The organism is Amycolatopsis thailandensis, from assembly GCF_002234405.1.
Taxonomy (GTDB): Bacteria; Actinomycetota; Actinomycetes; order Mycobacteriales; family Pseudonocardiaceae; genus Amycolatopsis; species Amycolatopsis thailandensis.
Genome location: NZ_NMQT01000016.1, coordinates 55383 through 79478, shown reverse-complemented (window position 1 = coordinate 79478; position 24096 = coordinate 55383). Strand labels below are relative to the sequence as shown.

Genomic DNA, 24096 nt, shown 5'->3' with positions numbered 1-24096 from the left:
GGGAGACTGACTGCGGCCACTTGACTACAGCAGGTGGGGATACACCTGGACAACCAACTTTCTTCGGATCTTTCGGCCGATGGTGGTGATTAACGGACGTTCGCTGCGAATCGCCGACGAATGGCGTAGCCCAGAGCGCCTAGTGCCAGTACTCCGGAACCGGTGAGCGCCGAAACCGCCGGAAGGCTGAAAGCGAGAATCGCGCAGCCGAGCAGGCCGAAAGCGGGGATCACCCGACCTTTGGGCAGGGTCAGCGCGCCGGCGTTCGCCACGGCGTAATAGGCGAGCACGGCGAAGGACGAAAAGCCGATCGCGTCACGCAGATCGAGCGTGCTCGCGAGCAGGGCGACGACGGCACCGACGGTCACCTCGGCCCGGTGCGGTACCCCGAAGCGGGGGTGCACCGCGGCCAGGAAGCGGGGGAGGTGCCCATCGCGCGCCATGGCCAGCGTGGTCCGTGAGACACCCAGCACGAGTGCGAGCAGTGAGCCGAGCGCGGCGACCACGGCGCCCACCCGCACCGCGGGCGTGAGCCAGGACCAGGACGACCGCGCGACCCCCTCCGCGATCGGATCCGCGCTCCGGCCCAGCAGATCCGGCCCGAGCCGGTACAGCAGGACGAAGGCGAGCACGGCGTAGACGACCAGCGCCAGTCCGAGCGCGATCGGCACGGCGCGGGGGATGGTGCGCGCCGGATCGCGGACCTCCTCGCCCAGCGTCGCGATCCGCGCGTAGCCGGCGAACGCGAAGAACAGCAGGCCCGCCGCTTCGAGCACGCCGCCCACGCCGGGGGCGGCGATCGGCCCCGGCGACCCGGCCCGCATCGTGCCGCCGAAGGTCATCGCCACGACGGCCAGTGCCAGGATCGTCAGCGTGATGGTCACGATCACCCTGGTCGCGAACGCCGAGCGCTGGACGCCGCGGTAGTTCAACCCGGTCAGCACGGCCACCACGGCCACCGCGGACACGCTCCGCCACGGCTGCCCGAGTCCGGGAGCGGCGTAGGTGACGACGGTCAGAGTCATCGCCGCGCAGCTGGCCGTCTTGCCGACCACGAAACCCCAGCCGGCCAGATAGCCCCAGAACTCGCCCAGCCGCTCCCGGCCGTAGACGTAGGTCCCGCCGGACGCCGGGTACAGCGCGGCCAGCCTCGCCGACGACGTCGCGTTGCAATAGGCGATCACGGCGGCGATGGCGAGCCCGGCGGGAAGCCAGGCTCCCGCGGCGCGGGCGGCCGGGGCGAACGCGACGAAGACGCCCGCCCCGATCATCGAGCCGAGCCCGATGAAGACCGCGTCGCGGGTGCCGATCCGCCGAATGAGTGTGCCCTTTTCGTCCACGAGTGTGAGCGTGGCATGAACACTTCGTTCGGGTCAGTACAGGCACGGGGAAATCGCTCTAGGATCTCCGATTGTGAAAGCGCGTTCGCCCAGAGTTCATCCGCCCGCCGAGGGCCCGGTCCGGGACGGAATTCCCGAGCACGGCCGCATTCCCCGTTATTACGCGGTCAAAGTCGATCTGCTCGACGTGATCGCCGAATTGGGTCAGGGAGCGGTACTTCCCACCGAAAGGGAACTGTCCGAACGCTTCGAGGTTTCCCGCGCGACGGTACGCCAGGCCGTCGGCGAACTCGTGCTCGAAGGCCGTCTCAGCAGGCGGCAGGGGAGTGGCACCTACGTCGCGGGCCCCAAGCTCGTCCAGCCGCTCGCCTTGGTGAGTTACACGGAAGGACTCAGGAGGCAGGGCATTCAGCCCGGCCGGAATTTGATCTCACTGGAGCGGCGGGAGGCGGGCCCGTCGCTGGCTTCGGAACTGGAAATCGATCCTGACGACGACGTCATCCACATCGAGCGGGTGCTGCTCGCCGACGACGAGCGGGTCGGGCTGGAATCGACCTATCTCACCGCCGCGCGATTCCCGACGCTGATGGATGTGTTCGATCCCACACAGTCGCTCTACGCCTGTTTGCGGGAAAGGCTCGGCGTGGTCTTCGACGGCGCGGAGGAGCGGGTCGAGACCGTACTCGCGACGCCGCGGGAGGCGTTGCTGATCGGGACGAACCCGGCGCTGCCGATGCTGCTGATGCACCGGACCTCCTGGGGGACCGACGGCGTCCCGTTCGAGCGCGTCCGGTCGCTGTTCCGGGGCGACCGCCTCTCCTTCGAGACCCGCCTGGGCCGCGTGGAGTGATCCCTTCCCGCATTTAGTCCTCTGGATGCGGTGGTTGCAGGTTCAACGACCGCAAGCAGAGGACTAAACGCAAGATCAATGTAACGCGAAGATAACAGGTCTGGTCCACATTTCGGAGGTCCTTCACCTGGAGTTAGAATCGCGGTCACGGAGCGTTGGTGCGCGCAGGCGAGCGTCTGCGGTGTGCGAATCCTCATCATCGGCGGCGGAGTGCTCGGCACCCAGCACGCCTGGCAGGCCGTCGAACGCGGCCACGACGTCGTCCAGATCGAACGCGAACCCGAGGCCCGGGACGCGTCCGTGCGCAACTTCGGGCTGGTCTGGGTCGGCGGCCGCGCCAGCGGCCCCGAACTGGAGACGGCCGCGCGGGCGCGGGTGCTGTGGGAGCGCATCGGCGAGCGCGTCGAGGGGATCGGTTTCCGGCCGAACGGCTCCCTCACCGTCGTCCGCACGGAGGCCGAACTCGCCGTCGCCCGGGCCGCGGCCGCGAGCCCGGAGGATCGCGGCTTCAAGCTGCTCGACGCCGCCGAGACCCGGGAGCTGAACCCGGCCCTGCGCGGCGACTTCCTCGGCGCCCTCTGGTGCGATCGCGACGCCGCCGTCGAACCACGCGTCGCCCAGCCCGCGCTGCGCGCCGAACTGGCGAAATCCGGCCGCTACACCTGGGTGCCCGGCCGCGAGATCCGCGACCTGACCGCCCACGGCGTCGTCGACGACGCGGGCGAGACCCACGAAGGCGACGTAGTCGTGCTGTGCACCGGCGCCTGGACCGGTGGCCTGGTCAAGGAACTCGCCGGGCAGACGCCGGTCCGCCGGGTACGGCTGCAAATGGCCCAGACCGAGCCACTCGGGGAAACCCTCACCACCACGGTCGCCGACGCGGACAGCTTCCGCTATTACCCGGCGTATCGCGGAGAGGCGCTCGACGGCCTCAACGCGGGCCAGCCGCAGGGCGAGATCGCCGCGGTCAACAAGATGCAGCTGCTCATGGTCCAGCGCCTCGACGGTTCGCTGACCATCGGCGACACCCACGAGTACGACGAGCCGTTTTCCTTCGACACCACCGAAGACCCGTACGACCACCTCGCCGAGGTCGCCGGCGCGCTGCTCGGACGGCCGCTCCCGCGGATCGCCCGCCGCTGGGCCGGGGTCTACGCCCAGACCACCGACACCGCCCGGATCGTCCACCGCGCCCGCGTCGCGGACAACGCCTGGCTCGTCACCGGGCCGGGTGGCCGGGGCATGACCTGTTCCCCCGCCATCGCCGAAGACACCGCCGAGGAGCTCTCATGGTGAACACCGAACTCGTCGTCCTGGACATGGCAGGGACCACCGTCGCCGACGACGGCCTCGTGATCCGGGCCTTCACCGAGGCGATCGGCGCCGCCGGAGTGTCCGAAGAGGACAGCCGCTTCGCCGGAATGCTCGACTACGTCGTCGAAACCATGGGCCAGTCCAAGATCGTCGTCTTCCGCGCCCTGCTCGACGGTGACGAGAAGCTGGCCCAGCACGCGAACTCAGCCTTCCAGGACGCCTACGCCAAGCTCGTCGCCGACGGCCACTGCGAGCCGATCCCCGGCGCCGAGGACACCATCCAGGAGCTGCGCGCCCAAGGCGTGAAGGTCGCGCTCACCACCGGCTTCGCCGCCGGAACCCAGAACGCGATCCTCGACGCGCTGGGCTGGCACGGTCTCGCGGACACCGTCCTGGCACCGGGCGAGGGTGTCCGTGGACGCCCGTTCCCCGACCTCGTCCTCGCCGCCGCGCTGCGGCTCGAAATCACCGACGTCCGCCGCATCGCCGTCGCCGGTGACACCCCTTCCGACGTCCAGACCGGGCTCTCCGCCGGTGCGTCGATCGTCGCCGGGGTGCTCACGGGCTCGGCGAAGAAGCCGGAACTCGACGCCGCCGGTGCCACCCACGTCCTCGAATCCGTCCGCGACCTCCCCGCCCTGCTGTCCTAAAAGGAGCTTTGACGACATGAAGAAACTCGCGGCCGCGGCCCTCACCGGGCTGCTCACGATCACTTTGGCCGCCTGTGGCGGCACCGCCGGCGGCGCGTCCGGCGACCAGACCGTCACGATGTACACAGTGGACGGCCTGGAGGACTGGTACGCCCAGCGCGTCGAGGAGTTCAAGGCCAAGACGGGCATCACCGTCCAGGCGGTGACCGCCGGATCGGGCGAGGTCGCCTCGCGGGTGGAGAAGGAGAAGGCCAACACCCAGGCCGACATCCTCGTCACGCTCCCGCCGTTCATCCAGCGCGCCGCGTCCCAGGGCCTGCTCGCCGCCACGGCACCGGCCGGGATCGACCAGGTCCCCGCCGGGCAGAAGGACGCCCAGGGCCGCTACTTCGCCGTCATGAACAACTACCTCAGCTTCATCCGCAACCCGCAGGCCTCGCCCAAGACCTGGGACGACCTGCTCGCGCCGGCGCTCAAGGGCAAGCTCCAGTACTCCACCCCCGGCGAGGCGGGCGACGGCACCGCGGTCCTGCTCCAGCTCCAGCACGTCCTCGGTGACCAGGGCGCGCTCGACTATCTCGCCAAGCTCGAAGCCAACAACGTCGGCCCGTCGTCCTCCACCGGCAAGCTCCAGCCGAAGGTCGCCAAGGCCGAGATCCTGGTGGCCAACGGCGACGTCCAGATGAACCTCGCCGAGATCGAGAAGAGCGGCGGTTTCGAGCTCTTCTTCCCGGCCGACGCGCGGGGCAAGCGGTCCACGTTCGCGCTCCCGTACTACGCCGGTCTCGTGAACAACGCGCCGCACGCGGAGAACGCCAAGAAGTTCCTGGACTTCCTGCTCTCGCCCGAGGTCCAGGGCAAGGCCGTCGACGCGTTCGGCGCCCCGTCGCGGGCCGACGTCACGCCCTCCGGGCCGCGCGCGGACAAGGTGAAGGCCGCCCTCGACGGCGTCGAGATCTGGCAGCCGGACTGGGACGCCGTCCTCGCGAAGCTCGACGCCGACCTCGCCGCGTACAAGAAGGCCGTGGGCCGATGACCGCGGCGGTCGAGTTCCGCGGGGTGTCCGTCCGCTTCGGGCAGACGACCGCGCTCTCACCACTGGACCTCACCGTGGCCAGAGGGGAGACCCTCGCCATGCTCGGCCCGTCCGGCTCCGGCAAGTCGACGGCGCTGAAGGCCCTCGCGGGGTTCGTCGTGCCGAGCACCGGCCGGGTCCTGCTCGACGGCGAGGACGTCACCGATCTCCCGCCGCACCGGCGCGGCCTCGGCGTGGTCGTCCAGAGCTACGCGCTGTTCCCGCACATGCGGGTCGAGGCCAACGTCGCTTTCGGCCTCAAAGCAAGGAAAACCCCGCGGACCGAGACCGCGAGCCGGGTCGCCGAGGCGCTGGAACTGGTCGGGATGGGCGAGTACGCCCGCCGCTACCCGCGTGAGCTTTCGGGTGGGCAGCAACAGCGGGTCGCGCTCGCGCGGGCCTTGGCCATCAGGCCGAGGGTGCTGTTGCTGGACGAGCCACTGTCCGCTTTGGACGCCGCCCTGCGCGAGGACATGGTCGCGGAACTGCTGCGGCTGCGGGCGGAACTGCCCGACACCACACTGATCTACGTCACCCACGATCAGGGCGAGGCGCTGGCGCTCGCCGATCGGATCGCCGTCATGCGCGATTCGAAGCTGGTCGAACTCGGGCCGAGCCGCGAGCTCTACCAGCGTCCTTCGATGGAGTTCACCGCGAGCTTCCTCGGCGCGTCCAACCTCATCCCGGTGGAACTGATCCAGCCCGACGGCACCCGGGTCCGGCTCGGCGACCGCGAACTGGCGGCCGACCCGTCCGGGACGTTCCGGACCGGGCAGTCCGTCGCGCTCGGCGTACGGCCGCACCGGGTCGGGATCACCGCGGTGGACGCGCCGGGCGCGCTGCCCGCCGTGCTGCGCGGTGTCCAGTGGCGGGGCACGGGCTTCCGGCTCGACCTCGAACTCGCGCACGACGGGGGCGAGGTCCGGGCCGAGGTGCCGGACGTCGAAGGGCTTCCGAACGTGGGGGAGCGGGTCGGAGTGTCCATTCCGGATGGTTGCCCGCTGGTGGGTGTCGGATGACCGGCCTCGCCCTGGCCGCCACGGCGGCACCGGCGCGGCGGCGGGAGAAACAGCCCGGCCGCGGCTGGCTCCTGCTGCCGCCGGTGCTCGTCCTGCTCGGCTTCTTCGGCTACCCGCTGGTGCTGGTCGTCCTCCAGTCCCTGGAATCGAAGACCGGCGAGTTCGGGTTGTCGGTGTGGCTCGACGTCCTGGGCTCGGCGGAGTTCCGGGACGCCGCCTGGAAGACCGTCGCGCTCGCGCTCGGCGCCACCGCGGGCTGCGTCGTGCTCGGGACCTTCCTCGCGCTGGTGATCGCGTTCGTGCCGTTCCCCGGCGCGCGGACGTTGTCGCGGCTGGTGGACACCGTGCTCGCGTTCCCGTCGTTCCTCATCGCGCTCGCGTTCACCTTCATCTACGGCAGCGCGGGCATCCTGGGCGCGGGCGGGTTCCTGTACTCACCGTTCGGGATCCTGCTGGCGGAGATCACCTTCTACACGCCGTTCGTGATGCGGCCGGCGCTCGCCGCGTTCGGCCAGGTGTCGTCGGCGCAGATGGAGGTCGCGGCCAGCCTCGGCGCGAAACCCGGCCGGGTGCTGCGCCAGGTGATCCTGCCGGAGGCCTTGCCGTCGCTGGCTTCCGGTGCCTGCCTGACCATGCTGCTGGCGATGAACGAGTTCGGCATCGTGCTCTTCCTCGGCGCCAAGGACGTCACGACGCTGCCGATGCTCGTGTATGGCAAGGGAATCGTCACCTTCGACTTCCCGCAAGCGTGTGTGATCGCGGTGGTCAACGTCGTGTTTTCCCTCGCCCTGTACGGAACCTACCGGCGACTGACGAAGGGAGGCCGCCGTGCTGCTGTGGACCAGGCGTAGCCGTTTCCTGCTGTGGGCGGTGTTCGCGGTGCTGTTCACCGCGATCGTGCTGGCGCCGCTGCTGATGATCGTGCTGGCTTCGGTCGCCGGGAGCTGGACGGGATTGCTGCCGGGCGCGCTCACCGGCTCGCATTTCGCGCAGGCGTTCTCCGGCGAGACCTTCGCGAGTCTTTCGGTGAGCATTCAGACGGGGGTCATCGCGTCGGCGGTCTCCGTGCTGCTGGGGACCTGGGCCGCGCTCGCGTCGCAGTCCGCCGGTGGCCGGGTCCGGAAGGTCGTCGACACCCTGTTCCACCTGCCGATCGCGGTGCCGTCGGTGGTGCTGGGGCTGGCGCTGCTGGTCGCGTTCAGCCGTCCGCCGCTGGCCTTCAACGGCACCCGCTGGATCGTGCTGCTCGGGCACGTGATGATCCTGCTGCCGTTCTCCTACAGCACCGTCTCCGCCGCGATCGCGCGGATGGACCCGCTGCTGGCGCAGGCCGCGGCGAGCCTCGGCGCGGGGCCGGTCCGGGTGCTGCTGCGGGTGCGGCTGCCGGTGCTGCTGCCGTCGATCTCGGCGTCGGCGAGTCTCGCGCTGGCGATGTCGATGGGCGAACTGGGCGCGACGATGATGCTGTACCCGCCGGACTGGCGGACATTGCCCGCGAGCATCTTCGCGCTCACGGACCGGGGACAGGTGTTCCTGGCCTCGGCGAGCACGGTGCTGCTGCTGGCCGTCACGCTCGCCGGGGTGGTGATCCTCGGACTGGCCCGCGGGCGCGCGGCCCAGCGTTGATGCAACCCGATGCGGTCATGGTTCCGTCTTGCCGCCATGAAGAACGCAGCGAAGACGCTGGGCGCGGGGCTCGTGCTCGCCGCGACGGCCGCCTGCGGCGCGGGCGGCCCGGGAGCACCGGCGAACACGAGCATCCCACCGGTCGTCACCACACCCTCGGATCTGCCCACCTCGCTCCCGGCGAGCCCGCCGGTCGCGAAACCACCGATGTCCAGGCCGACCGTCGGCCCGCCGCCCATGGACAAGATGCTGCCGCCCGGCCAGGTCGACGCCAAGGTGCCCGCGCAGGTCAGCGCGGAGAACGGCGGCGTGAACGTGCACCTCGAACTGAGCGGTTGCGACGAGGCGACGGCGAACCTCGCCGACCAGAACGCGCAGCGGGTCGTGGTCAAGGTGAAGATCGACCACGGCAAGCCGGGGCAGATGTGCCCGCAGGTCATCCGCTACGCCGTCCTGCCGGTGAAACTCGCCGAGCCGCTCGGTGCGCGGACCGTCGTCGTGGAAGCGGGTTGAGATCATGTGCAACCCCACGGCGGCTTCGTTCCGTCCCAGTCGCATGAGGTACTTAACGAATGCCATCGGCCTTGGCCTGATCGTCGTTGCGGTATCCGCCTGCGGGGCGCAGAACCAGGCGGCGGAACCCGCGGCCGGACCCGGGAGCGGCACCCTGAGTACCGTGCCGCCGTCCCCGACCGTGCCGCCGTCCCCGACCGTGCCGCCGTCCTCGACGCCCCCGCCGGTCAGCCAGCCGGGGATGCCGGGCGCGCCGCGGCAGGAGGTCCCGGAAGGCAGCACCAAGCTGCCGGACAAGCAGCTCGACGCGGCGGCGCTGCCCGCGGACTACCCGCGTGAGGTGTACACCAGCAACGGCGGGACGATCCTGAACATCCGCGGCCAGGAAGGCGGCTGCGGGCACGCGACGGCGGAGGCCGCGCAGCAGGACGGGAACCGGGTCACCGTCAACCTGACCGAACTGAAGGGCCAGACGGGCCAGATGTGCACCATGGACATCCGGCACCCGGTGATCTCGGTGGCGCTTTCGGCGCCGCTGGGGGAGCGGACCGTCGTGCTGAAGCAGATGCGGTAACGCTCACCCGCGGTGTGTCATGAGGGGTCCCCATGAGACGAAAAACGTCTCATGGGGACCCCTCATGACACTTCCGTCAGCGGAAGCTGATCTGCAGCACCGGTTCCGAAGTGGCCTCGAAGAAGTCGTTGCCCTTGTCGTCGATGACGATGAACGCGGGGAAGTCCTCGACCTCGATCTTCCAGACCGCTTCCATCCCCAGTTCGGCGTACTCGAGGACGTCGACCTTCTTGATGCAGTCCTGCGCGAGCCGCGCGGCCGGGCCGCCGATCGAGCCGAGATAGAACCCGCCGTGCTCGTTGCACGCGGCGGTCACCTTCTTGGACCGGTTGCCCTTCGCCAGCATCACCAGTGAACCGCCCGCGGCCTGGAACTGCTCGACGTAGGAGTCCATGCGGCCCGCGGTGGTCGGCCCGAAGGAGCCCGACGCGTAACCCTCGGGCGTCTTCGCCGGGCCCGCGTAGTACACGGGGTGGTCGCGAAGGTACTGCGGCATCTCTTCACCCGCGTCGAGCCGCTCGGCGATCTTCGCGTGCGCGATGTCGCGGGCGACGACGAGCGGGCCGGTCAGCGACAGGCGCGTCTTCACCGGCAGCTGCGAGAGCTGCGCGCGGATCTCGGCCATCGGGCGGTTCAGGTCGACGGTCACCACCTCGTCGGACAGGTCGTCCTCGGTGACGTCCGGCAGGAACTGGGCCGGGTCGCGCTCCAGCTGCTCCAGGAACACGCCGTCGGCGGTGATCTTCGCCTTGGCCTGACGGTCGGCCGAGCACGAGACGGCCACGCCGACCGGGCAGGACGCGCCGTGGCGCGGCAGGCGGATCACGCGGACGTCGTGGCAGAAGTACTTGCCGCCGAACTGCGCGCCGATGCCGAACTGGCGCGTCATCTCCAGCACCTGCTGTTCGAGGTCGACGTCGCGGAAACCGTGGCCCAGCTCGGAACCCTCGGTGGGGAGGTCGTCGAGATAGCGGGCCGAGGCCAGCTTCGCGACCTTCAGGTTGAACTCCGCCGACGTGCCGCCGACCACGATCGCCAGGTGATACGGCGGGCAGGCGGCGGTACCGAGGCTGCGCAGTTTCTCGTCGAGGAACTTCGCGAGCCGCTTCGGGTTCAGGACCGCTTTCGTTTCCTGATAGAGGAACGTCTTGTTCGCGCTGCCGCCGCCCTTGGCCATGAACAGGAATTCGTAGCTCGGGTCGCCTTGACCGTCTTTGTGATAAAGCTCGATCTGGGCGGGGAGGTTGGTACCGGTATTGCGCTCATCCCAGAAATTCACCGGCGCCATCTGCGAATAGCGCAGATTCAACTCCTGATAGGCGTCGAAAATGCCGCGGGACAGCGCGCGCTCGTCGTCGGCGCCGGTGAGCACGCCTTCGCCGCGTTTGCCGATCACGATCGCGGTGCCGGTGTCCTGGCACATCGGGAGGACGCCGCCGGCGGAGATCGCCGCGTTGCGCAGCAGGTCCATCGCGACGAACCGGTCGTTGCCACTGGCCTCGGGATCGTCGACGATCGCGCGCAGCTGAGCCAGGTGTGACGAGCGCAATAGGTGCTGGATGTCGGTGATCGCGGTCTTGGCAAGCTTGGTCAGCGCCTCGGGCTCGACCTTGAGGAATTTCCGGCCCGCGGCCTCGACGACCTCGACACCTTCGGTGCCGAGAAGCCGGTATTCGGTGCGAGTGTCCTTGGCGAGCGGAAGGACTTCGGTGTGCTGGAACGTGGTGGGCGCCACTGCGCGGGCTCCTTTGCCGGCATCGGGAACCCGCCCACGGTACCCAAGCCCGGGCGTCGGGCCGGACAGGCCACGGCTGAAGTAACCGGGGCCACTGCCGGTGGGCGCCGACGCGAGTGGGTCGTGAGTGGTAAGTGACGTTAGAACGTCACTTACCACTCACGACCCACCTGACGGACTGCAATTCCCGCGCTGCACTTTGCCACTGGGGTTGTCTTGTCGCCGGGGCATTTTGTCGCCGCGCCGCACAAATAGTTCGGGAGGCCGGGCCCACCCCGACGGACCCGACCTCCCGGGGAAAGCGATCCGGGCGCGAACACCCGACCGCGAAGACTTTCGACCTGCTCGACGGTCTCGTGACGCAGGTCATAAGTCAACGCTGCCGAACGGGTGTCGCTTTTTCCGAGCCCCGAAGGGCTCAACAGGGTTTACGAAGCGTAGGCGCGCAGGCGGTCTGCCCGCTCACCCTGACGAAGCTTCGACATGACCTCTCGCTCGATCTGCCGAACGCGCTCACGGGACAGCCCGAAGTGCTTGCCGATCTGGTCGAGCGTGCGGGGCTGGCCGTCGTCGAGGCCGTAGCGCAGGCGGATCACCTGGGACTCCCGGTCGTCCAGCGTCGCGAGCACGCGGCGCAGGTCGTCCTGGAGCAGGCCGGAGATCACGGCGCTCTCGGCGTCGGTCGCCTCGGAGTCCTCGATGAAGTCGCCGAGCGGGGCGTCCTCCTCGGTGCCGACCGGCATGTCGAGGCTCACCGGGTCACGCGAGTGGTCGAGCAGGTCGGAGATCTTGTGCGCCGGGATGCCCGATTCGGCGGCCAGCTCCTCGTGGGTCGCGTCACGCCCGAGCTGCTGGTGCAGATCGCGCTTGATGCGGGCCAGCTTGTTCACCTGTTCCACCAGGTGGACCGGCAGCCGGATGGTGCGTCCCTGGTCGGCCATCCCCCTGGTGATTGCCTGGCGGATCCACCAGGTGGCGTAGGTCGAGAACTTGAACCCCTTGGAGTAGTCGAACTTCTCCACCGCGCGGATCAGACCCAGGTTCCCCTCCTGGATCAGGTCGAGCAGCGGCATCCCCCGGCCGGTGTACCGCTTCGCGAGCGAGACCACGAGGCGGAGGTTGGCCTCCAGCAGGTGGTTCTTCGCGACGTGGCCGTCACGCACGAGAGCGCGCATCTCCGAGCGGCGCTTGGGCGTGAGGCCTTCGGCCGTGTCCAGCATGTGCTGGGCGAACACTCCGGCTTCGATGCGCTTGGCCAGCTCGACCTCGTCGGCGGCGGACAGCAGCGCCGTCTTGCCGATTCCGTTGAGGTACACGCGAACGAGGTCCGCGGCCGGGCTCTGGGCGTCGAGGTCGGCGTCGGTGAGCGCCCCCGTGCTCACCGGCTCCTGGGTGGATTGCGCCGGGATACGGCGCTCGCGAATCCCGCGCGCTTCGCGTTCGAGAGTCTGGACTGACATTCTGCCTCCCCGGTCACGGGCTGAACGTGCTGCGGTGTGTCCGCCGGATCCGCCTCGGTGTAGCAAGCCCTGTGGAAAACCCGCTACTCCTCGTCGGCCCAGCTTGGCTGGACACTTGGCTCAACGCCGGGAGGTCCGAAAACGTTCCCGGCCGCTACAGGAGAGACGGGTGGCTGACCTGGGACGTTGCTCGACCAACCCTGAGCTTTTCCTGAGAATGACCGTGCGCGGGAGAAACCGAGATGGTCTAGACCTCTAGGAGAAGGGTGAACGGACCGTCGTTCACGCTCCGCACTGCCATCATCGCGCCGAAGCGGCCGGTCTCGACCCGCGCGCCACGTTCGCGCAGGGCGTCGACGACGGCCGTCACGAGTGGTTCGGCGGCTTCGGGGCGGGCTGCCGCCGTCCACGACGGACGGCGGCCTTTGCGGGTGTCCCCGTAGAGGGTGAACTGGCTCACGACGAGCAGGGGAGCGCCGGTGGTGGCGCAGGATTCCTCGTCGCGAAGTATGCGAGCTTCGTGCAGTTTGCGTGCCATGGTGGCCACCTTCGACATCTCGTCGTCGACGTGGATTCCCAGCAGTACCAGCAAACCCGGCTCGTCGATGGCGCCCGTCACCTCGTCGCCGACGGTCACGCTCGCTTCCGTGACCCTCGCCACCACCGCCCGCATCAGGCGGCGGGGAGGAGCATGCCGTGCCGGACCAGCTCTCGCACGACCGGCAGCGCGGCCTCGGCCAGCTCCTCGGGTTCCAGGCCTTGAGCGGCCGCCAGGAGCACGATCAGGTCCTCCAGCGGCAGCGCGCCCTGGCAGCCCGCGAGCAGCCTCGTGGCGAGTTCGTCGACCTCGTGCGACCACCCGGGCCCGTCGGTGCGGTGCAGGCGCTGGACGGTCGTGGCCCAGCCCTCCTCGCCCGGTTCGGCGACGCTCTCCAGAAGAACGCTTTCCGGCACCCGGAAACGGACATCGAGGAGGGAATCGCCGTTGGTACGCAGCCATTCCACGCGATCCAGCCAGTTCGCCGCCTCGGCGCCCAGCGGGTCGTCGTAGGCCTGGCGCAGGTCCTCGCACACGATCGTCGGGGTCGCGCCGCCCGCCCGGCGAAGGGTGACGAAGCCGAAACCGATGCCCTGGACGTCGTTTTCGGCGAACCAGTCGAGCCAGGCGCCGGATTTGGCACGGCCTTCGGGGGAGCGGGGGTCGATGCCCGCGTCGCGCAGCCACGTGCCGACGTACAGGCCCGGATCCGCGATGTCCCGCTGGACGAACCACGCGTCGGTCTCCGCCGGCAGCCAGCGGGTCACCCGATCGCCCCAGTCCTCGCCCTCGACGTGCAGCCAGGACGCCAGGAGCTGGCCGGTGCCGCCGTCGTTGAGGAACCCGGGCAGCTGCCGCACCACGAGCGCGCTGGCGTCGTCACCGGCGAGACCGGAGTCGCGGTAGGTGTAGTCGACCCGCGGCGGGCCGACCACGAACGGCGGATTGCAGACGATCTGGTCGAACCGGCGCCGCGCGACCGGTGCGAACCACTCGCCCCGCACGAGCTCGACGTCCAGCTCGTTGAGCCGGAAGGTGGCCGCGGCCAGTGCCAGCGCGCGGGCCGAGACGTCGGTCGCGGTGACCTTCTTCGCGTGCCGGGTGGCGTGCAGCGCCTGGACGCCGTTGCCGGTGCCGACGTCGAGCAGGCTGCCGACCTCGCGGCGGCTGGTGGCCCGGATCAGGCTCAGCGACGCGTGCCCGACGCCGAGCACGTGGTCTTCGGGCACCGTCTTGCCCAGGATGTCGGCGTCGAGGTCGGCGACGACCCACCACGAGCCTTCGTCGTCGCCGTGCGGCCGGACGTCGAGACCTGCCCGGTAGCCGTCGGCGACGGGCACGAGCAGCGTGGCGGCGACCGCGTCATCGAGGGACAGTGGCGCGAAAGCGGCCTCGACGTCCTTCTCCGCTTCGGTCGAACCCAGCAGGAAGAGCCGGATCAGGGTGCCGAGGTCGCCGGAGTCGCGGGTGGCGCGATAAGCGAGTTCGGGTTCGCCGCGCCCGAGGGCGGCGTGTGCCGGTCCGAGGGCGTCGACCACGCCGTCGGCGTCGTAACCCGTCCGGCGGAAGGCGTCCCGCAGCCTCGCGCAGACGTCGTCGGACAGGTCGGGGAGGGCCGCTGATGTGCTCACGTTGGGTAATTGCGACGGGCGGGGTGCGCTGGGGCCTCTGCTCACGTGGGGTAATACTGCCAGGATGAGGTGGTGAGCCTCGAACGTGTCCTGGCACCGCTGCAGGCGGCGCTGCCCGGATTGGAAGACCTGTACACCGACCTCCACCGGCACCCGGAGCTGTCGTTCGCCGAAACCCGGACCGCCGCCGAACTGGCCCGGCGCCTGGAGGCCGACGGTTACGAGGTGCACACCGGCATCGGGCGCACCGGCGTCCTGGGCGTGCTGCGCAACGGGCCCGGCCCGAAGGTGATGCTGCGCGCCGACATCGACGCGCTGCCGGTCGAGGAGAAGACCGGACTGCCCTACGCGAGTACCGCGCGCGGGGTCGACGCCGACGGCCGCGACGTCCCGGTGATGCACGCCTGCGGCCACGACATGCACGCCACCTGGCTCTCCGGCGCCGCCTCGCTGCTCGCGTCCGGACGCGAGCACTGGTCGGGCACGCTGATGGTCGTGTTCCAGCCGGGTGAGGAGGCGGGGGACGGTGCTGTCGGGATGGTCCGGGACGGGGTCTTCGGTCCCGCCGGCAAACCCGACGTCGTCCTCGGCCAGCACGTCGTCCCCGGTCCGGCGGGATGGGTGCTGACCAGGCCGGGCGTGATCATGGCGGCCACCGACGCGCTGCGCATCACGCTGCACGGCCGGGGCGGGCACGGCTCGCGCCCCGAGACCACGGTGGATCCCGCCGTGCTCGCCGCGTCGGTGGTGCTCAAGCTGCAGACCATCGTCTCGCGGGAGATCTCGGCGACCGAATCAGCGGTGGTGACCGTCGGTTCGCTGCACGTCGGCACCGCGCACAACATCATCGCCGACCACGCCGTGCTCGAGGTCAACATCCGGTCGTTCGACCAGGCGGTGCGGGAGAAGGTCGTCGCGGCCGTCGAACGGATCGTCCACGGCGAGGCCGCCACCGCGGGCGCCCCGAAACCGCCGGACATCGAGCGGATCGGCGCGTTCCCGGTGACCGAGAACGACGAGAAGGCCACCGAAGGCCTCGCGGCCGCTTTCGCCGACCACTTCGGCGAAGGCCGCGTGATGCCCGCGCCCCTGGTCACCGGCAGCGAGGACTTCAGCGAGTTCGGCCGGGCGGCCGGGGTGCCGTCGGTGTTCTGGCTGGTCGGCGGCCTGGACGCGGAGAAGGTCATCGCGGCGATGACCGCCGGGCGGTTCGAACAGGACATTCCTTCGAACCACTCGCCGCTCTTCGCGCCCATCCCGCATCCGACGCTCTCGGCGGGCGTCGAAACGCTCGTGGTCGCGGCCCTGCACCGGTTCACCCACCCAGGTGTCGGATGAGCCCGGGGAGTGGGAGCATGGATGCCGGAGGTGGTGCTGTGAACGCGCCCGCCCACGGTCCCGAACCGAGGGAACCCGCTCCGGTGCTGATCACCGAAGCCGCCCCGTCCTACGAAGACCAGCTCGCCAAACGGAAGCGGAAGTACATCATCATGATGTCGTTCCGCATCCCTTGCCTCATCCTGGCCGGGATCTTCTACGAGACCTGGTGGCTCGCGCTGGCGCTGATCGCGATCTCGATCCCGCTGCCCTGGATCGCGGTCCTGGTCGCCAACGACCGGCCGCCGCGCAAGAGCGAGTCGGTCAACCGGTACGAGGCGGAACCGACCCGCATCGAAGGCACCACGCACCGCGTCATCGACGGCGGCTGACCCGTTTCGCGCGCGCAGTCACGTGCTATGAAAGGTCCTTTCCTTGCAAAATTTGCACGGAAAGGACCTTTCATAGCGTTTTTCGCTACGGTTGCGGGCCGACCTTCGCGACCGCACGCGCACCCAGACGCGTACCGGCCCGAAGCACCTCCACGGTGGACTCGCCGCGCAACCACGCCGCCAGCACACCGGCGTCGAAGGCGTCTCCCGCGCCGGTGGAGTCCACGCACTCCGCGGGCTGCGCGGGCACCGAGGTGATGGTGCCGCTCGCGTCCACCCAGCTGGCGCCGTCGAGACCGGCGGTGACCACGACCTCGCCCACGTAGTCCAGCAGTTCCTTCGCCGCTTCGGGATCGCTCGACCCGGTCAGCGCGACCAGTTCGCTCGTGTTCGGCATCAGCAGGTCGACGCCGCGCACGTCGTCGAGGAAGGTCGCCGGATCGGTGATCAGCGTCGCCGCCTGCGGGTCGACCGACGTCGTCAGCCCGGCCTTCTTCGCCGCCGCCAGCGAGGCGAGCGCCGCCGGACGCGACGACGGATACAGCAGGACGTAGCCCGAGAGGTGCAGGTGGCTCGCCCCGGCCAGCGCCGCCTCGGTGACGTCCTCGGGACTGAACTTTGCGTTCGCGGCCCGGTCGGCGAGCATGCTCCGCTCGCCCGCGCCGTCGACGAGCACCACGACACAGAACGTCGGTTCTTCGGGGTCCACGGCGAACTCGCAGCGGACGCCGGCCGCCTCCAGCTCGGTCTTCACCATGCGGCCGCCGGAATCGTCGCCGATCCGCGCGACCAGCGTGGTCTCCACTTCCTCGGACCGCAGCCAGAGCGCGGTGTTCGCGCCCGCGCCGCCGCTGGTGAAGTGGACCTTCGCGCGGATGTCGCCGCCGTGCGGGATGGGGCCCTCGTGCCGCGCGACCACGTCGAGGCCGACGTCGCCGACGACGACGATGCCGCCGCTCATGCCGCGTTCCCGGCGAGCGCGACGGCCACCTCGGTGGCCAGTTCGGCGTTGGACAGCACCAGTGCCTCGTTCGCGTCGAGGCTCACGCCGCCGCTCGCGGTGTGGAAATGCTCCAGCAGCACCGGCGTGACGTCCTTGCCGTGCACCCCTTGGGCCTTCAGCAGTTCCAGCCCTTCGGCGAGCAGGCGATCGTGCAGCTCTTTGTCCATTTCGGACGCTTCGGGGATCGGATTCGCCAGCAGGACACCGGAATCCGCGTGCGCGCGGTGCGCGGCGATGACGGCGGCGGCCTGCGCGGCGTCATCGACCCGCCACGGCACCTCGAAGCCGGACGAGCGGAGGTAGAACGCGGGGAACTCGCCGGTGCGGTAACCCAGCACCGGTACCGAGTTGGTCTCCAGCAGCTCCAGCGTCGCGGCGATGTCGAGCACCGATTTCACCCCGGAGCAGACGACCGTGGTCGGCACCTTCGCGAGCACGCCCAGATCCGCGGAGACGTCCCAGCTCTGGGCCGCGCCCTGGTGCACGCCGCCCAGCCCGCCGGTGGCGAACATGCCGATCCCGGCCGCGGCGGCCAGCGCCGCGGTGCTCGCGACCGTCGTCGCCCCGGAGCGGCCGAGGCCGACGGCCGGGCCGATGTCGCGCAGGGACAGCTTGTCCAGCTCCGCGCCGGGCGCGCAGACGCGTTCCAGCTGCTCGCCGGTGAGGCCGATCAGGGGGACGCCGTCGAGCACGGCGATGGTCGCGGGAACGGCGCCGCCGTCGCGCACGACCTTCTCCAGCCGCCGGGCGACGTCGAGGTTGCGGCCCGGCGGGAGACCGTGGGAGAGGATGGTGCTCTCCAGCGCGACGACGGGATCACCGGCGGCGAGGGCGGAGGCGACCTCTTCGTGAAGGGACAGTTGCGGAGTCACGAACGAACATCATCGGTGATCCGGCTCCGCGTCACGCCATCGGGTCAGTTCGTTCGCCAGGTTCTCGCGCGCCTTGCTCTCCCAGCGTGCCCGCGCGATGTCGCTGCGGTACAGCCGCGGCCGGGCCAGCAGGTTCTCCAGCACGCTCGCGCGGCCCGCGCGCCAGTCCTCGTCCGAGTAGATCGAGTACTCCTCCCGGACACCGTTCGCGTACCCCTCGTAGCTCTCCGGTGAGGAACCGAGGATCGCGAGGTCGGCGTCGAGCAGCGCGGTGGCGAGGAGGTCGTCGTCCGGGGCGGTGTGGTGGATCGTGCTGAGGACCAGGTCCTCCGCGCGGGTGACTTCGGCCGCCGGCACCCGCGCGTTGGTGAGCTCGTCGCGGGTCCAGGCCGCGCTCGCCCGCTCGTCCTCTCCGGGACGGGCGTCGTAGACGACGTCGTGCGTCCAGGCGGCGACGGCGACGAGGGCCCGCTCGCGCGCGCCCAGGCCGAAGGCGACGGCGAGGGCTCCGCTGTCGCGGGCGACGGCCGTGACGTGCCGCAGATCGTGATAGCGGCGATGCGGCTCGGCGTAGCGGGTCTGGAGGTCGTCCCACGCGACGGCGGCGATCTGGTGATCGCCTCCGAGCCGGGTGATCGCGGTCGGCCAGTCCATCTCAGTCGAAGATTCCGCGTGATTTGGCCACCTCGTGCAGCCAGCCTTCGAGCTGTGGCTCCCAGTTGACCCGGTCCAGCGCGGCGTGGTCGACCTTGAACAGGCCGAGGAACTCCTGCCCGCGGCCGCCGAATCCGCCGCTCTTGGACACGCGGACCCGTTTCGTCACCTCCAGCACGACCTGCGTCTCCGAAGGCGAGGACAAGAACGTCACCGCCACGGAGGTGAAAGCGGGCGCGAACCGCGGCGAGGGGGTGAAGCGGATTTCCTGGAAGAACGGGAGCTGCTGCGTCGCGCCGTTGATCCGGCCGCGTTCCAGCAGGGCCTCACGGAAGACGAAGCCGATCCGGCTGAAGGCGTCCAGAATCCGTTTCTGCGCGGGCAGCGGCTCGATCGCGGCGGCGTCGACGTCGACCGGGTCGGTGACGGAGTTCGCGATGTCGAGGCTGGTCTGGAGGCCGATGGCCATGCCGTTCAGCGGTTTGCCGAAGACGCTGGAGATCGGCGTCTCCCAGGGCAGGGCGACCTCGAACGGGATCCGGACCTGCTGACCCGGCCCGATCCGCTCGCTGCCCGCCAGCTGCTGGGTGCCGAATTCGAGGTCCTCGACACCGGGACGGCGCTCGTCCGGGAGGGTGACCCTGGCGAGCAGCTTCACCGAAAGGCCGTTGATCTCTTGATCGACTTCGCCGCCGAGCAGCAGGACCTCGCCGCGCAGGGGTCTGCCGGGGGACACCGTGCGGTCGAGCAGCCGGGCGTCGATCTTCGCCCCGCCCGAACCGAATGTCGCGAGCACCTTCTGGAACATGGGCGAGATCCTGCCAGGTCGCCGGTGTGCGCAGGAGGATTTGGGGCATTATGGAGGGGTGAGTACACAGACCCTTCCGAAGCCGGATACCCGTCCCGAGGGCACCGACGGCACCGATGACGACGCGCCGAAGATGTTCCACTACGTGCGCAAGAACAAGATCGCCGAAAGCGCGGTCATGGGCACGCACGTGGTGGCGCTGTGCGGCGAGGTCTTCCCGGTGACGAAGTCGGCGAAGCCCGGTTCGCCGGTCTGCCCGGACTGCAAGAAGATCTACGACGGTCTCAAGCCGGGCGACTGACACCTGGCCGTCCGGTGTCCGAAACCGGACAAAATCTGAAAATCCTTCACATGGTGGCTGCCCGTCCCGGTATTCGCTGGTAATCAGTACCCGCCAGCGAAACCCCGCCGGGACGGAGCCTTCATGCGTAGAACCGGGATCGTGCTCGCCATCGCCGCGTTGGTCGCGGTGTTCTCACCCGCCGCCGCCCAAGCCGTGACAGGCTGGACCACGGTCGGTTCGGACAACGCCCGCCCGCTCGACGAGGGCCAGGGCCTGGCCACCATCGAGCGGCCTTCCGGGACGATCTACCGCTACACCGGGATCACGACCGTTCCCGTGGACCTGTCGTCGCAGGGCTGGGGCCACGTCGGCGACCCGGGCTCCGCGCAGGGCTGGTACGTGGAGCCCTACCAGCGCGACGACCGGGGAGAGAAGCTCTTCCGCGTCGAGTCACCCGACGGGAAATGGGCGAACTACAAGCACGCGCTGGAGTCGTGGGAAGCGAACAACAACTCGTTCGCCGCCGTGACGCCCGACGCGCGCTGGATGGTGGCGGGCGAGTGGGGCACGATGGACCGGCTCCTCGTGCACCCGATGCCCGGCGTCGCGCACACGAACCCGTCGGCGAACCTGCCGTACTCGTCCGCGATCCGGCTCGACAAGCCGGTGCGGGACATCCAGGGCTGCGACTTCGTCACCGCGACGCGCCTGCTGTGCTCGTCCGACGATCCCGAAGGTTCGCTCTTCGGGACGACCAAGCCGCTGTTGCAGGTGGATCTTTCCGGTGCGCTGTCCGGTTCGGACGTGACCGGGCGGGTGACCTCGCTGGGGCAGCTGCCGCTGAAGAGCACCTGCAGCGGGAACTTCGAGACCGAGGGCATCGACGTCGCCGCCGACGGGACCCTGCGGGTGGTCGTGCTGTCGCCTTCGTGGTGCGTGGCCTTCGACAGCAAGACCTGGCGGTTCCGGAAGTCCTGAGACCCGTGCCCGAAGCCGTGACTCGCGTGCTTGAACCCGGAACTCGCGTGATCAGAGCCGTGACTCGCGTGCTTGGAGCCGGAACTCGCCCAAGCGCGTGAGTCACGGCCTCAAACACGCGAGTTACGGCTCCAAGCACGCGAGTTCCGGGCTCAAGCACGTGAGTTCCGGGCTCAAGCACGCGACCGGCGCCGCCCTTCGGAGCTCGGCGCAATTAGCCGACTAACTGCGAAGCGGCGAAAGGCACGCCGAGCCCCCACCAGGCCCGGCGTGCCTCTCTTCCCCTGCCCCCAGGTCTACGCGGTCGGCTCCGGCGTCAGGGTCTCGGAGGCCGGCGCCTCCGAAGGCGACCGCCTGGCTTCCTTCTTCGCGCGGCGCTTCTCTTTCCGCGTTTCGACCATCGTGTACAGCGTCGGCACCAGGATCAGCGTCAGCAGGGTGGAGCTGACCAGGCCGCCGATGACCACGATCGCCAGCGGCTGCCCGATGAACCCGCCCTGGCCGGTCAGGCCGAGCGCCATCGGGACCAGCGCGAAGATGGTCGCCGCCGCGGTCATCAGGATCGGCCGCAACCGCCGCCGTCCACCTTCGACGACGGCGTCGGCGACGCTCATTCCCGAAGCCCGGTACTGGTTGATCAGGTCGATCAGCACGATCGCGTTGGTCACCACGATGCCGACGAGCATCAGCATCCCGATCAGTGCGGGCAGGCCCAGCGCGGTCCCGGTGGCCAGCAGCAGCCCGATCGCGCCGGTCGCCGCGAACGGGATCGACACCAGCAGGATCAGCGGCTGGATCAGGCTGCGGAACGTCGCCACCATGATCAGGTACACGATCGCGACAGCGGCCAGCAGCGCGAGGAACAGGTTCCCGAAGGCCTCCTGCTGATCCTCGCTGACCCCGCCGAGCTTGTACGCCGCGCCGCCGGTGAAGGTCAGGCCGTCCAATTCGGACTGGATGGCCTTCGTGGTGGCGGCCAGGTCCGCGCCGGTGTTCTTGGCGGTGACCGTGGTGCTCAGCTCGCCCGAGGTGCGGTGCACCGCGGCCGGGCCGTCCACAGTGGACACGTCCGCGACGGAGTCCAGCCGGACGACACCGGTCGCGCTCGGGATCGGCAGCGCCTTGACCGCGTCGACCGACAGTGGCGCCGAACCCGCCCGCAGCACGATGTCCGTGCGCTGACCGTCCACCGGCAGCTGGGTCACCGTGCGGCCGGCGATCGCCTGGTTCGCGATCTGGCCGATCGTGGTCGCCGAAAGCCCGCTCGCGGCGGCCTTGGCGGCGTCGACCTCGACCTGCACGCGCGGCGCGCCCTGCGCGAGGTCACTGGTCACCTCGGTCAGGTCCGGCACCCCGGACAGGGCCTGGCGGATCTGCTCGGCGGCCGGTTTCAGCGCGGCCTCGTCGGGGGCGGTGACGGTGATCGACACCTGGTCCGAGTTGAACCCGCCCGCTTCGGCGCCGATCTTGACCTCGCCGAGTTCCGGCTTGTCCAGCTTGCCCCGCAAACGCTCCGAGAGCGCGTCGAGGTCGGTGTCCTTGGCGACGGTGACCTGGATGCTGGTCGCCGTCCCGCCACCGCCGAAGAAGTTCCCGCCGCCGATGCTGACCTGGTAGGTCTCGACGGCCGGTTCGGCGGCGAGCGCCTGCTCCACCGCGCCGGCGGCCTTCTCCTTGGCCTCGGGGCTGGTGCCGGGCGGCAGCTTCTGCGAAAGGCTCAACGTCGTCGAGCCGGATTGGTCGAGGAAGTTCGTGTTCAGCTGTGACGCCAGTCCGACCGTGCCGCCGAAGATGATCAGCGCCAGCAGGACCACGGTCACCCGGCGCCGGGTGGCGAACCGGATCACCGGCACGTATCCGCGCTGGAGCGGCCCACGACGTTCCTTGTCCTCGGCAGCCTGCCGCGTGAGCTCGGCTTCGTGCTCGTTCGCGGGGGTCTTGGGCGGCTTGAGGAACCAGTACGCCAGCACCGGCACGATCGTCAGCGAGACCAGCAGCGACGCCAGCAGCGCCACGGTGACCGTGATCGCGAACGGTGAGAACAGCTCGCCGACGAACCCGCCCACGAAGGCGATCGGCAGGAAGACCGCGACGGTGGTGAGGGTGGACGAGGTCACGGCCCCCGCCACCTCGCGCACGCCGTCGAGGACCGCGCGCTGCTTCTCCTCGCCGTACGCCAGATGTCGTTTGATGTTCTCCAGCACCACGATCGAGTCGTCGACGACCCGGCCGATGGCGATGGTGAGCGCGCCGAGGGTGAGCAGGTTCAGCGACAGGTCGCCGGTCCACAACGCCAGGAGCGCCACGACCACCGAGAGCGGGATCGACACCGCCGTCACGAGCGTGGAGCGCAGCGACATCAGGAACAGCAGGATCACCACGACCGCGAACGCCAGCCCCAGCAGCCCTTCGGTGGTCAGGCCGCTGATCGCGTCCTTGACCGGGGTGCCCTGGTCGAACACGACGCTCATCTCGGCGCCGATCTTCTTCGACAGCTCGGGCAGCTTGTCCCGCACCGCTTCCGAGATCGCGACCGCGTTCCCGTTCTCCACCATGGTGATCGACAGGCCGAGGCTCGGCTTGCCGTTGGTGCGCGTGATCGACGTCGCCGGCGCGAACCCGGCCTGGACGTCGGCGACGTCACCGAGCTTCACCGGCTTGGGCGCCTGCGCGCCGGGGCGCGATCCCGCGGTGGCCGACGGTGTCAGGTAGAGGTTCTTGATCGTGTCCACTGTGGTCGGTCCGCCGCCGACCTGGACGGTGAGCGTCTTGTCGCCCTCGGTCAGCGTCCCGGCCGGGACGGCGGCGCCGGCGGTCTGCAAGGTGGTGGCGATCGACGACGGGTCGACCCCCGCGGCGGCCAGCTTCGCGTAGTCCAGCGCGATCGTGACCCTCGCCTGCCGCGCGCCGGTCACCTCGACGTCGCGGACGCCGTCGATCTTGCGCAGCTCCGGCGCGACCTCCCCGGTCAGCGCGGGCGCGAGGGTCTGCGGGTCACCGGTGGTCCCGGCGGCGAGCAGGACGACCGGGAGGTCGTCGGTGGATCCCGCCGACACCGACGTCTCGCTGTTCTGCGGCAGCCGAGCCTTGAGCCCGTCGACGACGCGCTGGATCTGGCCGACGGCCGCGTCGATGTCCGTGCCGAACTCGAACTGCGCGGTGATCCGCGACAGCCCTTCCGACGACGTCGAGCTCAGCTCTTCGAGGCCCTTGAGGCCCTGGAGACCGCCTTCGAGCGGCTCGGTGACCTGGCGGTCGACCGCGTCCGGCGACGCGCCCGCGTACGGCGTGATGATCTGCGCCTGCGGGAATTGCAGTGACGGGAACAACTGCTGCTTCAGCTGCGGCAGGGCGAAGGCCCCGAAGCCGATCACCACCAGGGCGAGCAGCCCGATGAGACTTCGGTTGCGCAGGCTCAATCTGGCCAGCGTGGACATGACGGGATCCCCCAGAAAGACAACTCG

General features: G+C 69.8%; 23 protein-coding genes. 13 read left to right on the top strand and 10 right to left on the bottom strand.

Going from position 1 to position 24096, the window contains the following annotated elements:
- Positions 1–89: 89 nt before the first annotated feature.
- On the bottom strand, positions 90–1340 hold the full coding sequence (locus tag CFP71_RS04855; protein ID WP_093932621.1) for an APC family permease: 1251 nt from the start codon (positions 1338–1340) through the stop codon (positions 90–92).
- A 73-nt stretch (positions 1341–1413) separates the two neighbouring features.
- On the opposite strand from CFP71_RS04855, the gene CFP71_RS04850 reads away from it, so the two are divergent.
- The 9 genes from CFP71_RS04850 to CFP71_RS04810 all read left to right on the top strand — a co-directional run bounded on the left by CFP71_RS04850 (position 1414) and on the right by CFP71_RS04810 (position 8961).
- On the top strand, positions 1414–2190 hold the full coding sequence (locus CFP71_RS04850) for a GntR family transcriptional regulator (RefSeq protein ID WP_093932620.1): 777 nt from the start codon (positions 1414–1416) through the stop codon (positions 2188–2190).
- Between the two features lie 183 nt (positions 2191–2373).
- On the top strand, positions 2374–3486 hold the full coding sequence (locus CFP71_RS04845; protein ID WP_093932619.1) for a TIGR03364 family FAD-dependent oxidoreductase: 1113 nt from the start codon (positions 2374–2376) through the stop codon (positions 3484–3486).
- The gene (locus tag CFP71_RS04840; protein ID WP_093932618.1) at positions 3480–4154 is read left to right on the top strand and encodes a phosphonatase-like hydrolase; all 675 of its coding nucleotides are present in this window, start codon (positions 3480–3482) and stop codon (positions 4152–4154) included. The genes CFP71_RS04845 and CFP71_RS04840 overlap by 7 nt, the downstream gene beginning before the upstream one ends.
- Positions 4155–4170: 16 nt before the next feature.
- The gene (locus CFP71_RS04835) at positions 4171–5190 is read left to right on the top strand and encodes a 2-aminoethylphosphonate ABC transporter substrate-binding protein (RefSeq protein ID WP_093932617.1); all 1020 of its coding nucleotides are present in this window, start codon (positions 4171–4173) and stop codon (positions 5188–5190) included.
- Positions 5187–6248 carry an ABC transporter ATP-binding protein gene (locus tag CFP71_RS04830; protein WP_093932616.1) on the top strand — a complete coding sequence of 354 codons (1062 nt, stop codon included), beginning with the start codon at positions 5187–5189 and terminating at the stop codon, positions 6246–6248. Before CFP71_RS04835 ends, CFP71_RS04830 begins: the two co-directional genes overlap by 4 nt.
- A complete protein-coding gene (locus tag CFP71_RS04825; RefSeq protein WP_093932615.1) occupies positions 6245–7099 on the top strand; it encodes a 2-aminoethylphosphonate ABC transporter permease subunit in 855 nt (284 codons plus the stop codon). The genes CFP71_RS04830 and CFP71_RS04825 overlap by 4 nt, the downstream gene beginning before the upstream one ends.
- Positions 7077–7874 (top strand): ABC transporter permease, encoded by a 798-nt coding sequence (locus tag CFP71_RS04820; RefSeq protein WP_093932614.1) that lies wholly within the window; start codon positions 7077–7079, stop codon positions 7872–7874. The genes CFP71_RS04825 and CFP71_RS04820 overlap by 23 nt, the downstream gene beginning before the upstream one ends.
- Before the next feature lie 36 nt (positions 7875–7910).
- Positions 7911–8387, top strand: a complete 477-nt coding sequence (locus tag CFP71_RS04815; protein WP_093932613.1) for a hypothetical protein — start codon at positions 7911–7913, stop codon at positions 8385–8387.
- Between the two features lie 163 nt (positions 8388–8550).
- Entirely contained in the window at positions 8551–8961 is a 411-nt protein-coding gene (locus CFP71_RS04810) for a hypothetical protein (RefSeq protein ID WP_244199553.1), read from the top strand.
- A 76-nt stretch (positions 8962–9037) separates the two neighbouring features.
- Here CFP71_RS04810 and CFP71_RS04805 read toward each other — a convergent pair whose 3' ends face one another.
- From CFP71_RS04805 to CFP71_RS04790, 4 genes are all read right to left on the bottom strand, one after another.
- Entirely contained in the window at positions 9038–10696 is a 1659-nt protein-coding gene (locus CFP71_RS04805) for a fumarate hydratase (protein ID WP_005164456.1), read from the bottom strand.
- Positions 10697–11124: 428 nt separating this feature from the next.
- Positions 11125–12156 carry a sigma-70 family RNA polymerase sigma factor gene (locus tag CFP71_RS04800; RefSeq protein ID WP_093932612.1) on the bottom strand — a complete coding sequence of 344 codons (1032 nt, stop codon included), beginning with the start codon at positions 12154–12156 and terminating at the stop codon, positions 11125–11127.
- Between the two features lie 247 nt (positions 12157–12403).
- Positions 12404–12829, bottom strand: coding sequence for a D-aminoacyl-tRNA deacylase (gene dtd / locus CFP71_RS04795; RefSeq protein ID WP_093932611.1), 426 nt, complete (start codon positions 12827–12829; stop codon positions 12404–12406).
- The gene (locus CFP71_RS04790) at positions 12829–14325 is read right to left on the bottom strand and encodes a DUF7782 domain-containing protein (protein WP_093932610.1); all 1497 of its coding nucleotides are present in this window, start codon (positions 14323–14325) and stop codon (positions 12829–12831) included. Before CFP71_RS04790 ends, dtd begins: the two co-directional genes overlap by 1 nt.
- A 72-nt stretch (positions 14326–14397) precedes the next feature.
- Here CFP71_RS04790 and CFP71_RS04785 point away from each other — a divergent pair, with 72 nt between their 5' ends.
- Together CFP71_RS04785 and CFP71_RS04780 are read left to right on the top strand one after the other, a co-directional pair.
- Positions 14398–15663 carry an amidohydrolase gene (locus CFP71_RS04785; RefSeq protein WP_093932609.1) on the top strand — a complete coding sequence of 422 codons (1266 nt, stop codon included), beginning with the start codon at positions 14398–14400 and terminating at the stop codon, positions 15661–15663.
- A 17-nt stretch (positions 15664–15680) separates the two neighbouring features.
- Positions 15681–16034 carry a DUF3099 domain-containing protein gene (locus CFP71_RS04780; RefSeq protein WP_093932608.1) on the top strand — a complete coding sequence of 118 codons (354 nt, stop codon included), beginning with the start codon at positions 15681–15683 and terminating at the stop codon, positions 16032–16034.
- A gap of 85 nt (positions 16035–16119) precedes the next feature.
- Here CFP71_RS04780 and CFP71_RS04775 read toward each other — a convergent pair whose 3' ends face one another.
- From CFP71_RS04775 to CFP71_RS04760, 4 genes are read right to left on the bottom strand one after another with little or no spacing between them, the layout of a single operon-like run.
- Positions 16120–16995, bottom strand: a complete 876-nt coding sequence (locus CFP71_RS04775; protein WP_093932607.1) for a carbohydrate kinase family protein — start codon at positions 16993–16995, stop codon at positions 16120–16122.
- Positions 16992–17909 (bottom strand): pseudouridine-5'-phosphate glycosidase, encoded by a 918-nt coding sequence (locus CFP71_RS04770; RefSeq protein WP_093932606.1) that lies wholly within the window; start codon positions 17907–17909, stop codon positions 16992–16994. The genes CFP71_RS04775 and CFP71_RS04770 overlap by 4 nt, the downstream gene beginning before the upstream one ends.
- Positions 17910–17918: 9 nt before the next feature.
- On the bottom strand, positions 17919–18563 hold the full coding sequence (locus CFP71_RS04765) for an HD domain-containing protein (RefSeq protein WP_093932605.1): 645 nt from the start codon (positions 18561–18563) through the stop codon (positions 17919–17921).
- A gap of 1 nt (position 18564) precedes the next feature.
- Positions 18565–19371 (bottom strand): sporulation protein, encoded by an 807-nt coding sequence (locus CFP71_RS04760; RefSeq protein ID WP_093932604.1) that lies wholly within the window; start codon positions 19369–19371, stop codon positions 18565–18567.
- A gap of 58 nt (positions 19372–19429) precedes the next feature.
- Here CFP71_RS04760 and CFP71_RS04755 point away from each other — a divergent pair, with 58 nt between their 5' ends.
- Complete coding sequence (locus CFP71_RS04755; protein ID WP_005164469.1) at positions 19430–19672, top strand: DUF3039 domain-containing protein; 243 nt, start codon at positions 19430–19432, stop codon at positions 19670–19672.
- Positions 19673–19795: 123 nt separating this feature from the next.
- Complete coding sequence (locus CFP71_RS04750) at positions 19796–20632, top strand: hypothetical protein (protein ID WP_093932603.1); 837 nt, start codon at positions 19796–19798, stop codon at positions 20630–20632.
- Positions 20633–20928: 296 nt separating this feature from the next.
- On the opposite strand, the gene CFP71_RS04745 is transcribed toward CFP71_RS04750, so the two are convergent.
- Complete coding sequence (locus CFP71_RS04745) at positions 20929–24069, bottom strand: efflux RND transporter permease subunit (RefSeq protein ID WP_093932602.1); 3141 nt, start codon at positions 24067–24069, stop codon at positions 20929–20931.
- Positions 24070–24096 lie beyond the last annotated feature (27 nt).